Annotated in this window: 12 protein-coding genes; 4 read left to right on the forward strand and 8 right to left on the reverse strand. The window is 44.4% G+C overall.

Annotation, left to right across the window (positions count from 1 at the left end; genetic code table 11):
• Positions 1-9: 9 nt before the first annotated feature.
• The 4 genes from ACE2AL_RS18240 to ACE2AL_RS18255 are packed head-to-tail and all read right to left on the reverse strand — an operon-like array spanning position 10 to position 5,062.
• Entirely contained in the window at positions 10-1,452 is a 1,443-nt protein-coding gene (locus tag ACE2AL_RS18240; protein ID WP_206083321.1) for a hydrogenase 4 subunit D, read from the reverse strand.
• A gap of 13 nt (positions 1,453-1,465) precedes the next feature.
• Complete coding sequence (locus tag ACE2AL_RS18245; RefSeq protein WP_375083747.1) at positions 1,466-2,416, reverse strand: respiratory chain complex I subunit 1 family protein; 951 nt, start codon at positions 2,414-2,416, stop codon at positions 1,466-1,468.
• Between the two features lie 11 nt (positions 2,417-2,427).
• Complete coding sequence (hyfB, locus tag ACE2AL_RS18250) at positions 2,428-4,443, reverse strand: hydrogenase 4 subunit B (protein WP_206083320.1); 2,016 nt, start codon at positions 4,441-4,443, stop codon at positions 2,428-2,430.
• Between the two features lies 1 nt (position 4,444).
• Positions 4,445-5,062: a 4Fe-4S dicluster domain-containing protein gene (locus tag ACE2AL_RS18255; RefSeq protein ID WP_206083319.1), complete on the reverse strand. Its 618-nt coding sequence runs from the start codon at positions 5,060-5,062 to the stop codon at positions 4,445-4,447.
• Between the two features lie 719 nt (positions 5,063-5,781).
• Between ACE2AL_RS18255 and ACE2AL_RS18260 the strand changes: the two genes are divergently transcribed.
• Together ACE2AL_RS18260 and ACE2AL_RS18265 are read left to right on the forward strand one after the other, a co-directional pair.
• Positions 5,782-7,188, forward strand: a complete 1,407-nt coding sequence (locus ACE2AL_RS18260) for a cytochrome-c peroxidase (RefSeq protein ID WP_349421964.1) — start codon at positions 5,782-5,784, stop codon at positions 7,186-7,188.
• A gap of 202 nt (positions 7,189-7,390) precedes the next feature.
• The gene (locus tag ACE2AL_RS18265; RefSeq protein WP_375083748.1) at positions 7,391-8,632 is read left to right on the forward strand and encodes a DUF1835 domain-containing protein; all 1,242 of its coding nucleotides are present in this window, start codon (positions 7,391-7,393) and stop codon (positions 8,630-8,632) included.
• 46 nt (positions 8,633-8,678) lie between these two features.
• Here ACE2AL_RS18265 and dmsD read toward each other — a convergent pair whose 3' ends face one another.
• From dmsD to ACE2AL_RS18285, 4 genes are all read right to left on the reverse strand, one after another.
• Complete coding sequence (gene dmsD, locus ACE2AL_RS18270) at positions 8,679-9,317, reverse strand: Tat proofreading chaperone DmsD (RefSeq protein ID WP_375083749.1); 639 nt, start codon at positions 9,315-9,317, stop codon at positions 8,679-8,681.
• A 63-nt stretch (positions 9,318-9,380) separates the two neighbouring features.
• Entirely contained in the window at positions 9,381-10,232 is an 852-nt protein-coding gene (locus ACE2AL_RS18275; protein WP_272573940.1) for a DmsC/YnfH family molybdoenzyme membrane anchor subunit, read from the reverse strand.
• A 1-nt stretch (position 10,233) separates the two neighbouring features.
• Complete coding sequence (locus ACE2AL_RS18280) at positions 10,234-10,851, reverse strand: DMSO/selenate family reductase complex B subunit (protein ID WP_206083314.1); 618 nt, start codon at positions 10,849-10,851, stop codon at positions 10,234-10,236.
• Positions 10,852-10,865: 14 nt separating this feature from the next.
• Positions 10,866-13,301, reverse strand: a complete 2,436-nt coding sequence (locus ACE2AL_RS18285) for a DMSO/selenate family reductase complex A subunit (protein WP_272539375.1) — start codon at positions 13,299-13,301, stop codon at positions 10,866-10,868.
• Between the two features lie 668 nt (positions 13,302-13,969).
• Between ACE2AL_RS18285 and ACE2AL_RS18290 the strand changes: the two genes are divergently transcribed.
• A complete protein-coding gene (locus tag ACE2AL_RS18290) occupies positions 13,970-14,518 on the forward strand; it encodes a tyrosine-type DNA invertase (RefSeq protein WP_206083311.1) in 549 nt (182 codons plus the stop codon).
• A gap of 408 nt (positions 14,519-14,926) precedes the next feature.
• On the forward strand, positions 14,927-15,241 hold the full coding sequence (locus ACE2AL_RS18295; RefSeq protein ID WP_206083310.1) for a helix-turn-helix domain-containing protein: 315 nt from the start codon (positions 14,927-14,929) through the stop codon (positions 15,239-15,241).

Raw genomic sequence — 15,241 nt, forward strand, 5'->3', positions numbered from 1 at the left:
TTCTCTCCCTTAATTGAGCCAGATGACGGCGATGACACTCGAACAGAAGGACATCACGATCAGCAAACCAATCACCCACTGCATTGCCCATGGAACCGCGCTACCATTCGCCACTTCCTCACTTGGCTCACCAGGCACCACTTTACCGAACCAGTACAACAGCCACGCAAAGCTCGCGACCGATTCAATCAACACCAGCACCATGATTGGTGTGAGTATCCAGAAGTGTTCAGAAAGGGCGAAGCCTGCTGCGAAGATAGGGAATTTACTGAAGAAGCCGTTAAGTGGTGGTACCCCTGCAATTGCCAGTGCGGCAACGCAGAACCCCACGCCCAACAGTGGGTAACGTTTTGCTAAGCCACGTAAACGTGGCAACATCCTTGTTCCACAGCTATAACTCAGCGCGCCTGCAACCAAGAAGAACAAGCTTTTGGCAAATGCGTGGTTGAAGATATAGGCGATCCCCCCTTGGAAGGCCTCCTTAGAGCCAAAAACAGATAACGATAAGGCAAGGAAGATATAAGCCAGTTGAGTAATGGTTGACCATGCAAGCAGACGTTTCATGTCTTTTTGTGGCAGGTACATCATAAAACCATACACCAGAGTGATGACTGCCATCACCACGCCTACCCAACCAATGATTTCAGGCACATGATCCGAAGACATCAAGCTACGGGCGAAGATATAGACCCCTACTTTCACCATTGATGCGGCGTGTAAGTAAGCACTCACAGGGGTGGGTGCTTCCATCGCATCGGGTAGCCAAGCTTGCAGAGGCAATTGGGCTGATTTCCCCCATGCCGCAAACAAAATTCCGCCAAACACAATCAAACTTGCAGACTCATTGAGCTGGCCAATGGCACTCAACGCGAATGTCCCTGTGTTGATAAATAAGGTGGCAGCAGCCAAGTACAGCCCTAACGAACCAATGTGGGTGATAAGCAGCGCTTTCATCGCACTGCGTTGGGATTTTTCGGTTTGGTAATAACCAATCAATGCCCAAGAACATCCCCCTGTAATTTCGAAGAAGACCAACTGACCTAAAATAGTGGACGATAACACCACGCCAGCCATTGCCCCTATAAATACCAGCAAGAACGCATAATAACGGCGGGTTGGCCCATGGGCGTGTTCACGGTTCCCCTCAGTTAAATAACCCGTTGAATATAAACAGATTAAAAAACCCAAGAACACCACGGCAAACGCAATCAGGGTACTGACACCGTCAATTGTGAAGCCAAATAGTTCGACCTCCCCTGCTTGAATGAGCGTCAGTGAGGTAGCGGTTTTGCCACCCGATAAATACAACCAGCCGAGTATCCCTGTGCCGATTGAAGCAATCAATGCAACAATGGTGCTCAGCCACGGTGCCATGCGGGTGGGTAAGCTACTCACCAGTAACGCGCCAATAAATGGAATAAGTAGCGTGGCGAGTGCAATATTTTCTAACATGCTGTGTCGCTCCTTATAGGCCAGTGAGGTAAAAAACGAATCCGAGTGCCGCAACACCGAATCCTAGCCAAGTCACATGGTGTGTCAGTAAGAAACGCCCACGCGCCAAACTGTTTTCCACCAGCGACGCCAGCACAAAAATCACCAGTAATTTCACCAGCAACAGCACTAACGCAATCAACAAGCTTCCCACTGTCAACACACTGGCATTACCAAATGGGAAGAAGATGGATAAAAACAGCACCGCCACAATCACTTGTTTGAGGCCAATGCCCCATTTCACTAACGCTAAACCTGAACCTGAATACTCCGTTAATGGCCCTTCTTGTAGCTCTTGCTCTGCTTCTGCCACGTCAAACGGGATTTTCCCCATTTCAATAAAGGTGGCAAAACCACACGCTAACAGTGCTAAAAAAGTGGCGGTGGGCGAAATCCAGCCTTCGCTCATCACTGAACTAATGGTGCCGATATTGGTTGAGCCGGCAATCAGCGCCACCACCAAGAGGCCAAGGAATAGAATTGGTTCGACTAACACCCCAAGGGTAAGCTCACGGCTTGCGCCAATTCCTGCAAATGGACTGCCAGTATCCAAACCTGAGAGTGAAAAGAAAAAGCGGAAAAGGGCAAAAATATACAGCACGATAATTAAGTCGCTCGCACCACTAAACAACGAGTTCAAGGTGAAAACGGGCAAAGCCATCGCTAACAGCAGCATACTGCCAAGCAGCACATACGGCATGACGCGAAATATAGCCCCTGAGTCACGTGGCGCAACAGATTGGCGTTTTAGCAGTTTGGTAATATCGCGGTAATCCTGCCAAATACCAGGGCCTTGGCGCGAGTGCATTTTGGCGCGAATTTGCCGTGAAATACCCGTAAATAGCGGGGTTAGCAGCAGCAAAATAACAGCTTGAATTACGGCAAAGAAGCCCATCATCAATGTCGGTGTTTCTTGAATTGTCATGATTTCTCCCCTTACGCCGCGATCACGACGAGCAGCACCACCAACGCAGCAACGACATACAGGCAATACAGTCTGAAGTCCCCACCTTGTAAGCACTGCATGCGCTTCGCAATTCGATTGATACAACGGACGAATGGGTAAATAATTTTTTCATCCCAGAAAGGCTCGACTTGCCCCGCCCCTGCTTTCGTCACTTCTAAGGTTTGTGCTAACCGTGCCGATGGGTCGAGTTGTTCACGCATGCGATATAGTGGCGCAAACATAGAACGCAGCGGTTGAGTGAAGCCCCCCGCAGATACAGACATGTCTTTTTCCCATGCATAACCACATGCCCACGCATCGCCTTTGCGGCGAAAGCCCATTTGCTTGCCTTTGAATACCAAGTAAATAATGAACGGAATAAGCGGTAAGGCGAGCAACAAAACGAAGGTCATCGCTGGGGAGATCATCGCTTGTGCCGCGCTATCAGGCATTAACATCGCTCCTTGGGCGACGGTAATATCCGTTGCGCTAGTTAATGACATCGCCACATTTGCCAATACTGGAGCAATCACGCTGGCACCCACGCCTAAGATCACGCAGATAACCGCTAAAATCAGCATCGCCGCGGTCATTGTCCAAGGCACTTCCCGTGCTTTAGTAGCTTGTTCGCTGCGCGCGCCTCCACAAAAACTGACACCGTACACTTTCACAAAACACATCGCCGCCAACGCCCCTGTGATGGCTAACATTACAATGGCGATAGGGCCACTGATACGCATGATGAATGTGCCTTCATGGCTCATTGAGAAAAGGGATTGATAGGTGTACCACTCACTGACAAAACCGTTTAAGGGTGGCAACGCTGAAATCGCCATACAGCCGATTAAAAAGGCCGTTGCCGTTAGTGGCATGAGTTTCGCTAACCCGCCCATTTTCTCCATATCACGGGTATGAATGCGGTAAATCACCGCCCCAGCCCCAAGAAATAACAATCCTTTAAATACCGCATGGTTGAGCAAGTGGTAAACCGCACCGAGCAGGCCAATGGTCGCCAGTACTGGCATATTATTTGCCATACCGACCATGCCAACACCAACCCCCATCAAGATGATCCCGATATTTTCAACGGTATGCCAAGCGAGTAAGCGCTTAATATCGTGCTCTGCCAGTGCGTACATGACTCCAAGGACAGAAGACACAGCACCGAAGGCCAACACCACAATACCCCACCAGCCTTGGGTTGCACCTAATAGGTCGATACCCACTTTGATGATCCCAAAGATACCGATTTTCACCATCACCCCTGACATCAAAGCGGAGGCGTGTGACGGTGCTGCGGGGTGAGCTTGCGGTAACCAACTGTGTAATGGGAGCATCCCTGCCTTGGCGCCAAAGCCAAAAAATCCCAATAAAAACACGACGGATGCCATGGTTGGCGAAAGGGTGAGTTGGCGGAAGGAATCGAAATCTAAGCTGCCACTTTGTCGCCACATTAAGAAGAACGCTATCATGATCAGAATCGACCCTGCGTGGGCGATAAAGAAATACAGCAGGCCAGCACGAATCGATTTATCGTCTTGGTCAGCAATGACGAGAAACCAAGATGCGAGTGACATCATCTCAAATAAGATAATGAAATAAAACGCATTATCCATCACCACCAAGGCCACCATCGAGGCGATAAACAGATTGAGGAAGAAGCCCATGCTCCACGCCCCACGTCCGCAATATTCTTGAACATAGTTCAATGAATACAGGGCACTAACGGTAACCAGCAACGAAATCACCATCACCATAAAGGCGGCTAAGCTATCCATCCGCACCACAAAATGGGCAAACGGGAATGGCCCTTGCGCCATATACGTCAGAACCTCACCGTTCATTAAGACAGGGATGGCGCTGCATAGTCCCAATAATCCACCAATGATTGCCGAAATCCCCGCCACATAAATAGCGATTTTTTCTTGGCGCTTAAACAGCAGTGAAGCAAACCCACCGACGGTATATAAGGCAATTGACCACAAAAGTAATTGAAGCGCTGTCATGTTAAAGGTTCTCCTGCCGTGAGACAAAAATGTCGAACTCAGGCGGCATCGCATCGACAGACGCATTGCGGCGTTTCGCACTTTCGTGTTCCAATTGGTTTTCCTCAACCAGATGGAGGGCATCGGTTGGGCAAACCTTCACACATGCAGGGCCATCTTCGCTAAAGTCACATAAATCGCATTTCACGGCGATATTGCGAATACCCGCATTCCACGCTAAGAATGGGTTCATGGTCGGCAAACTGTCTGGCACATCGAGCAGCATTTCTTTTGGCACATATTGCTCAAAGAAATCAGGCATATCGACAGGTTTACTGCCTGATGGCGTAATCGCCCCAAACGGACACACTAAACCACAGAGCTTACACCCGATGCACAGGCTTTCATTCAATACGATCATGTCATTTTCATGTGTAATCGCATTCACTGGGCACACCCGCGCACACGGTGCATCGTCACACTGACGGCACAGCATCGGGGCGGTTAGCTCTCCTACTTTCACCACACTCAGTCTCGGATGTGATTGTAATCCCTGTGCTTTATGTGTTTCTGAGCATGCAGCCATACAGGTATTACATCCGATACAGAGTTGCGGGTCGGCAATCACAAAGCGATTCATTCGCCTTACCCTCCAATCAAATTGGTCGAATTATTAATATTGATAGGATGGTATTAGCATATTTCATGCCATGATTATTTTTGTTATTTATCAATTAATTAAATAAAAAACATTAAAAGTTCGACACTAATGACGATGAAGTTAGGGGGGTAAATAGCCATTATCGACACACATCTGCAATCTCAAGGATTTTCGAAGGAAATGAATTTTAGAAGAGAATTTACTGACTGAATCATTTTTAACGATTTTTCGGTAATAAGATAAAAATAATTCACTATTTTTACATCATTATTTTTAATTTACGCTTTATTTATTTCTTTATTTGATTCATTTTAAATATGCATTTAATTTGCAATAAACATAAAACCTGACTTAAATTATATTGAGATTGGTTAAATTTACTTAATTTATTTGAATTAACAGCAAAGTCATCATTAATGACCAGTCAGCAATAAATGATAATTTCAAATAAAAATAAAATCACGAAAATAAATATAATTCAATAAAATCAGCAAACTACAACAAACAAAAGACGATAAAAATATATTTTATTCTTATTGATAGGTAAATCTTATTTCAGCAATCGATTAAACCAATGGCTATCATTGATAAAAATCAAGAACCATTGCGCTTTATTTATCCATCATAGTCCAGCTATAGAATTATATTAACTAAAAATATTTAATTATATTTGACCGCAATCTTCCAAGGATAGTGTAATGAAAAAACTTACTCGCATTACGGTCGCTGTCATATTTTTGCTTTTACTCGGTTATTTTGGGTTATCGGGATATGTGTGGTACCACGATGATCAACGAAGACAAAATAATGACATTCAGACATCTAAAATTGCAGAAAATAATCAAGTCCTCCAATTCTTTGCCGAAAAAGGATGCGATTACTGTCACACGCCGTCAACTGACTTACCTGCTTATGCCTCATTTCCAATCGCTAAACAACTGATGGAATACGATATCCAGCTGGGTTATAAATCCTTTAACCTTGAAGCCGCTCGCGCTGCGTTAATTGCGGGAGAACCCGTTCCTCAGAGTGAATTGAATAAAATTGAGTGGGTGATGCAGAATCACACCATGCCACCAACACGCTATGTCGCACTGCACTGGGCAAGTAGCGTGAGTGATGAAGAACGCACCAAGTTACTCAATTGGATTGCGAAGCAACGTGCTGAGCATTATGCCACTGAAGACACTGCTGCGGAGCACCGCAATGAACCAATCCAACCTATTCCAAAATCGATGGAAGTGGATGATAAAAAAGTCGCACTAGGCTTTCGCCTTTACCATGACGCTCGCTTATCGGGAGACAGTACCATTTCTTGTGCTCACTGCCATGCGCTAAACGCAGGTGGAGTTGATGGTCGTAAAACTTCTATCGGTGTTGGCGGGGCGGTAGGTCCAATCAACGCACCAACCGTATTTAACTCCGTGTTTAACGTTGAGCAATTCTGGGATGGTCGTGCCCCTGACTTACAAGCACAAGCAGGTGGTCCGCCATTAAACCCAATTGAGATGGCGTCCAAATCATGGGATGAAATCATTGTAAAACTGGATAAAGACCCAGTATTAAAACAGGATTTCAATGCGGTTTACCCTGAAGGATTCACAGGAGACAACATCACTGATGCCATCGCGGAATTCGAAAAAACCTTAATCACCCCTGATTCACCGTTTGATAATTGGTTACGTGGCGATAGCACTGCACTGACGGCGCAACAGTTGCATGGTTACCAATTATTTAAAGAGAATAAATGTGCGACTTGCCACGGCGGCGTGATCCTCGGTGGTCGTTCTTTCGAACCGTTAGGCTTGAAGAAAGACTATGAATTCGGTGAAGTCACTGCACAAGATATTGGCCGTATGAATGTCACCTCTGAAGAACGTGATAAGCTGCGTCAAAAAGTCCCAACACTGCGTAATGTTGAGTTAACCGCGCCGTATTTCCACCGTGGTGACGTAGCAACCTTAGATGAGGCAGTGAAACTGATGCTGCGTTATCAAGTCGGTAAAGAGCTACCACAAAAAGATGTCGACGATATTGTTGCTTTCTTGAAGAGCCTAACAGGTGTTTACACACCGTATGTCCCACAAAGCGAAGCGCAACAATGATTGATTGAATAATCGTTGCATAGCACCGTTGGCTTAGGCTACGGTGCTATTTTATTTGCCTCTCCCCGCTATTTTTACTATATTTCGAGCTGTGCATCTGCCATGCATCCATCCGCGGAAAGAGCCCTGCTCAGGCTAATTCACTTATTCATTTATCTTACGGCCCTACCTGAATGCGGATATCGGTAATCAAGGAGCTCGTATGCCAAAATTTCCTGTTAATAACGGGTTAATCAACCTAAATTTTTTTCGTAAAAAAGCCAAAAAGCTACTGCAACAAATGAAAGCGGGGCAAGCTTCAGAGCAACGTTTATTGCTTGAGCAAACCCATCCTCACGCTGATATCACTTTAGCATCTGCACAATGGTTGGTTGCCAATGAACTTGGCTTTTCAAGCTGGCCAAAGCTAAAAGCCCATGTCGATACGGTTTTATTTGCCGCAAATAACCCAAACTTTAGCGCCGATAATGAAAGCCAAACAACGCATTGGCGCTGCGGTCATGATATTGAACATAAACTGCGGGTGGCGGGTTTTACTGGAGCTTTTGTCCCATTTACTGACCCCTTTTGCCTTGGTCCCGTCCCTTCTCTGCCTTTTGATCAGTATCGTTCGTTGCGAACTCATACACTTAGCCAATATTTTTCTATCCCACTTAAGAAAATTACCCAGCAATTTGATCAAGAATACCATGCTCTATCTCAGCTAGCGGAGAGCGAAAAAGTCATTTTCTGGTGTGAAGCAGACCCATATGATCAACTGTTTTTAATTCGTGTTCTGGCAAACCTCAACCCGACTTATCCTTCACTTGAACTGATTGATATAGCTAGCATTCCTGGCATAAAACGCTTTGTCGGCTTCGGCCAGCTTTCGCCTGAGATTTTACCTTGGCTATGGGCACAACGAAGAACTATCGGACGGACAGAAATTGAGATTGCCAAGCACGTCTGGGCAGCATTTACCGATGAGAACCCAACAAATTTTGCCAAAGCCGCGCGGCAGCATTACCCCACTCTACCACTGCTTGCGCCTGCATTATTCAGGATGTTGCAAGAGTATCCCAATAACCAAACAGGGCTGTCCCTCACAGAATCCCTAGCACTGCATTATCTCCGTGATAACCCTGGTGCGACCCTTGAGGATACGTTTAAAACCCTTATTGAGCACCTGGAACCTTTGCCATTTTTAGGGGATTTGATGTTTTATTGCCTACTCAAACCTTGTTTAATCGGTACCACACCACTATTAACATCAAACGACCAACAACGACCTTTTGAAAAACAACCTTTATTCCTTAGTGATATAGGCGAAAACGTACTTAATGGTCACGCCTATGCACTCAATTACATTGAAGAAACACGATGGGTTGGCGGAGTGAGTTTTTCAGGAAAAAAATCACATTGGACGATAGATAACAGGCAAGAATTGGTTTGGCGGTTGGTTTAACGGTCCAAAAGAGAGAAAGCCAAAAATTTGGCTTTCTTTTCAAGCATTACTCAGGTGCATTCCCTTTGTAATACACCGTTTTTTGCATAACGGGTAAAGATAATTGCTTTTGAATTCCCGCTAGCGTTTCTTGCGTTAGCATGGCGAGACCACGGTAAAAATTGCTATTGGCTTTCGTGGCGAAAACATCAAGAAAATGTGCTGACCAAGGTAGCAAGTGCCACGCTAGCAATTCCTCAAGGTCATTTCGCCTATCTTGTTCCGCCAGCCAGGCGGCTAACATCAAAATCAAACCGATATGGTCTTCTGGTTCTTTTTGCGTTGTGGCGGGCTCAATCCCTTTTGAACGCATCCATTGGCGCAGCTCAACGGTAGAATCCCCAAAAATAATATTTTCTTTATCTAACCACACTGAACCCCAAGGTGGTGCAGGTAAGGCATAGGGGCCGATAAATAACCGCTGCCACGCTTCATCAAGTGGCTCATTTTGTTTTGTTGAATCTGCAAATAATGCGTTAATTTCATTGAGTGATGCCAACGAAAATGGCCACTCTTCATGCCATGTTGGCTCTCGCAAAATCGCGATGAGCTCCGCGTTATTTTCACTGTCTGGAGCAAAATAAAATAAAGAACCCAAAACCCGCCCCGTTACAGCAACGTGTTCAAGAAATTGCGCATCATGCATATTGAGTGTCTCTGCGTTTTCAACGTAGGGAAACTGGCTCCCTACGTTGAGATGTTTTACCGATTAGGCGACTGCCATTCCTACTGTCATATGTAGACCATAGAACAGACCGCGTCCAATTAATTCGCCGAACAACACCAACAATGTGCCGATGAACAAACTGATAACGGATGGCTGGTTTTGCTTCATTAGCGGTAAAATCCATAACATCAAACCAAGGCTTGTTGCCACTAAACGCACCATTTGCAGCGAACCAAAATCAGGAACTAAAGCACTCGCACGTTGTACCGATGATGCTATCAGTGCGATTTCACCACTTTGCACCAGCACAGAGGCAATCGTAATCACATACGCCACAATGCTGATCAGTGCGAGCCGCCCACTGTGGCACGGAAATTTAGCAATACGTAATAACAACGTACCTAAAATCGGCCCAACGACAAAGGCAGTCATAAAGAAGCCAATCGTGGTATGTGGCGTGTTCCATGTCGGTACTGTGCTTATCATATAGACACGAGTCATCGCCCAGACGAATAACAGTCCCATCGCCATGGTGAGAAGCAACCAAATTTTACCGAGCCCTTCAGGCATTTTCTTCAGCACAGCCAGCAGCCACCATAAGCCCCCCAGTGCAAAAAAGAGGGAGCCAAACAGCACTTCATTACTCAGTGATGATGAAAAAACACGGTTCATTGAGTTAAATGCACGTAACGGCGACCCCATATGCATCATGGACGCCAAGAAACCTAACCCCATCAGCACCCACAAAGCCAGCATTGCATTCACAATACGCTGTTTTTGCTGTTTATCATTTGTCGATAACCACGCAAGGCCAGTCACAATCACTGCCCCCGCAATACTTTGTCCTAATACTGTAAACAGGATCAGCGGCCATTCATGTAATCCGTTGCCCATCTTATACCTCCCTTGGGTTAGCTAAGTGACCCGTGGTGTCGTTCACAGGGCGGCTATTCGCATTCGGCTTAATAACAATATTTGGCTTGGTGTAATGCGCTTCAGGCAATGGCGCGATCTCCGCCAAGGTGCCATACGTTTTGCGCAGCTCCTCGATTGGGCCAAAATCCAATGCACGCAACGGGCAAGATTCAGCACAAATCGGTTTTTTCCCTTCGGCCACACGTTCATAACAGCCATCACATTTTGTCATATGCCCTTTTTCAGCATTAAACTGTGGTGCACCATATGGACAAGCCATATGGCAGTAACGGCAACCGATACAGACACTTTCATCCACCACCACAAAGCCGTCTTCACGCTTGTGCATCGCCCCGCTTGGGCACACTTTGACGCACGCAGGGTCTTCACAGTGATTACACGAAATTGACAGGTAATAACTGAAAACATTTTGGTGCCAGACGCCGTTATCTTCTTGCCAGTCACCGCCTGTATATTCATAAATACGCCGAAAATTCACTTCGGGAGATAAATTTTTGTAGTCTTTGCACGCTAATTCGCACGTTTTACACCCCGTACAACGGGCTGAATCAATATAAAAACCATATTGTGTTGTCATAATTTATCTCCTCCCTATACCCGAGCCACTTCAACAAGATTGCTGTGCTGCGGGTTGCCTTTTGCCAGCGGCGACGGGCGCTGCGTGGTCAGGACATTAAGGCTTCCCCCGTGGTCTATCTTGTTTTCATCTGGCGCATACCATGCCCCTTCCCCCATTGCCACAACACCTGGAATAATTCGTGGCGTCACTTTCGCATTGATATGCACTTCACCACGGTCATTGAATATACGTACCATATCGCCATTTTTAATATTACGGCGCGCAGCATCAATTGGGTTGATCCACATTTCCTGTAGGCAAGCGGCTTTAATCACATCTACGTTGCCATATGTAGAGTGAACACGGGATTTATAATGGAAGCCACTCAGCTGCAGTGGGTATTGCTTAGTCAGTTTATCCTCATGGCTTTCAAAGCCAGGGGAATACATCGGGATAGCCGAAATAAGATCCCCTTCTTCAAGAGTCCATGTTTTAGCGATATCGGCTAGACGGTCGGAGTAGATCTCAATTTTGCCTGATGGGGTATTTAATGGGTTCGCAATCGGGTCTTCGCGGAACGCTTTATGTGCCACCACGTGCCCCTGCGGGTTCATTTTTTTGTAGATCCCTTGCTGCTGGAAGGTCTCAAAATCTGGTAACTCAGGCAGTTTTTCCCTTGAAATTTCATATAAATGGCGCAGCCATTCTTCTTGAGTGCGCCCTTCAGTGAACTTTTCTTCAACCCCCATACGGCGTGCGATTTGCGTACACATCTCATACACAGTTTTACTTTCAAAACGTGGCTCAATGGCTTGGCTGGCAAAAATCACATAGCCCATATTACTTGCAGCACCATCGAGACAGAAATCCATTTGCTCAGAAGCCGTGCAATCGGGCAGAAGGATATCCGCGTATTTTGCCGATGCGGTCATGTGGTTATCAATGACCACAATCATTTCACATTTTTTATCATCCTGAAGAATGTCGTGAGTCTTATTAATATCAGAATGCTGATTAATCAAGCTGTTACTAGCGTAGTTCCAAATAAATTTAATCGGTACGTCCAGCTTATCTTTACCACGCACACCATCGTGAGTTGCGGTCATTTCAGGGCCACGTTCAATAGCATCCGTCCATAAGAACACCGAAATACTGGTTTTAACTGGGTTCTCAAGGGTTGGCATTCGCTCAAAGGGGATATCGTAATTTCCTTCACGCGCCCCTGTATTACCTCCGCTGATCCCCACGTTCCCCGTTAAAATCGGCAACATAGCAATCGCGCGTGCGGTTTGTTCCCCGTTAGAATGGCGTTGTGGCCCCCAGCCTTGGCTAATATAAGCAGGTTTCGCACTACCGATTTCTCGTGCTAATTTGATGATTTTATCGGCTGGAATACCCGTAATTTTTGCTGCCCACTGAGGTGTTTTTTCAATGCCGTCATCCCCTTGCCCTAAAATATACGCTTTATAATGGCTATTTTTAGGCGCATTCGCGGGGAGTGTTTTTTCATCATATCCAACACAATATTTGTCTAAAAATGGCTGATCAACCAAATCTTCAGTGATCAACACATAGGCAAGCCCTGCCACTAATGCGGCATCAGTACCTGGACGAATAGGGATCCACTCATCTTCACGCCCTGCGGCAGTGTCAGTATAACGAGGGTCGATAACAATCATTCGTGCGTTAGAACGTTCACGGGCTTGCTCTAATTGATAAGTGATCCCCCCACCGCTCATCCGTGTTTCCGCAGGGTTATTTCCGAACAACACCACCAATTTTGAATTTTCGATATCGGACACGCTATTACCCGCACCACTGCCATAAGTATATGGCATTGCACAACTAATTTGTGCTGTGCTGTATGTTCCATAATGGTTTAAATAACCACCCGTGCAGTTCATTAAACGCGCAATTGGCGAGTTCGCTGGCGGCCATGAACGCGCAACTGTCCCCCCTAAAGTACCTGTACCGTAGTTTAAATAGACCGCTTCATTACCGTAATCTTTAATAATGCGCTTGAGGTTACCACTAATTAGGTCGTAAGCTTCTTCCCAAGTGATTTGCTTGAATTTTCCCTCCCCTCTCGCGCCCACACGCAACATTGGGTATTTTAAACGATCAGGGTTATACACGCGGCGGCGCATAGAGCGACCACGCAGGCAGGCTTTCACTTGGTGTTTATCGCCATACACGTCATCACCCGTGTTATCGGTTTCAACGTATTTAATTTCCCCCTCCACCACATGCATACGCAGCGGGCAACGGCTTCCGCAGTTAACGGTACACGCACTCCAGACAATTTTTTCTTCAGGGGTTGGCGTCGCTTCATTGGCATTGGCAACATTGCTAAAAGGTAAACTTAATGCACCGCTAGCAAGCGCGAGCCCGCCCACCGTACTGGTTTGCACTAGTTTTCGACGGCTGATCTCCGATTGGAGTAATCCATCAGATAATGCTTTATCCATATCTGCCTCACTTAACATTGCTTCTTAACGTTATAAATAATTTTTTTTGAAATTTATTTTTGGTATTTTTCACTTCTCTGATTTCAATCGTTATTTTATAGCGGGCATATAGATGGGTATTGTGCGCGATCAATAATGTATGACAAAAGTAAGGAGGGTGACCTTGATTCAGAAATCAACATTAAATAATTTTATTTCAATAAGTTACATAGAAGCCGTATTTTAAAATGATTGTGCCTCTAGTAACCGACTGAGCTAATAGGAGTAATGAAGAAAAAATGAGAATCGACCAAGAAAATAGCAGTGTTCAAAACCCCTTTATGTGAAGGCGACAAAGCAGCAGCCGAGCTGCTAGGCTTTAATGAACCTACTGAAAATCTAGCCTATGGTCTTATTGATTTAGGTATATTAGTTTTAGGTAATTAAAGCTAGCTTCAAAGCCAGATGAATACGGTAATCCAAATAAACGTTCATTCAAAAAATATGTGAAAAATGATTTTACAAATATTAAATTTAGTTAATTAAACTTTTATTACTATTTCAGCGGATAGAAAATGAACTTTTATTTCACCTATAGAATAAAATAATTATATTTATCTAAAAAGTAATGTGTTAGATGGAATAAGTTAGATATGATTGGCTTTTTCTGATTAAAATGGGAAATGTTCATGTCCACTCGTAAATATTTAACTCACCAAGAAATATCTCGTCTTTTAGCTGCTTGTCGTTTATCTCGTCATCCCGAACGTAATTCTTGCTTAATTTATATGTGCTTTATACATGGATTAAGAGCAAGTGAAGCTCTATCGCTAAAGTTATCTGATCTTAACTTAGAAAGTAAAGAGCTATATGTACATCGCTTAAAGAACGGTTTTTCTGTTAATCACCCACTGATTGATGAAGAAATCCCGCTTATTAAAGCTTGGTTAAATGTAAGGCGTACATGGAAAGGAGAAGAAAATCAGTGGTTATTTTTATCTGAAAGAGGGACTGCCATGACTCGCCAGCGCTTTTATCAACTATTTTCACGACTCGGTGAGCTAGCTAAGCTGACTTTAGGTATTCATCCTCATATGTTACGGCATGCATGCGGTTATGCATTAGCGGATAAAGGCGCCGATACACGTTTAATTCAGGATTATTTGGGACACACGAATATACAACATACAGTGCGATATACAGCAAGTAACCCAGCAAGATTTCGGGGGGTATGGTAAGAGAAAACCACTAGAAGAGTTGTCAAAATGCACCAAATTGACAAACGTAACGAATTAGGTGCATCTTAAGTTAAATGAAAATACTCGTCAAATACGTAGCGTGTAAATAACGCTATGTATATATTACTAAAATCAAGTACACCTCATTATGAAAAATCATTGAATTCATTAATTTTTTCATCTATTTAAACTCTTCGTAACACTCCAAGCTTACACGCTGTAATATTTTGAAATAACTTTTTTGAATTATTTAACCAATAATTCATTAAATAAAAAATTAAATACAAAATAATAATCAATATTGAAAATATTACTCTAACAAAGCATTACTGTTGTCAATTTGGTGCATTTTGACAATAGTTAAACAACCGTTAATAGATAACTTATTTATTTCACGGAGAGAATTTTATGCCATCTAACTTATCTCCTAAGGAAATTGTTGGGAGCAATATACTTAGAGCCCGTAGAGCAAAAGGCTTAAGTGGTTCTGATCTAGCTGATTTACTTTTATGCTCACAACAACATGTGTCACGTATTGAGCGTGGAGTTATTCGGCTGCATTTAGAACAAATTCAGCAAATTGCTAGCTCGCTTGATGTCGATATTAATTATTTATTAGATGGCGTTGGATTTCAAAATAGCTCAATAAATTATATCCATAATATGGAGTGTTATTTTAAATCTGAAGGGTTGTTTTCCCTATCTAGTCAATGTCTGAAATAG

Origin of the sequence: Providencia xihuensis, assembly GCF_041953405.1 — a bacterium.
Taxonomy (GTDB): Bacteria; Pseudomonadota; Gammaproteobacteria; order Enterobacterales; family Enterobacteriaceae; genus Providencia; species Providencia vermicola.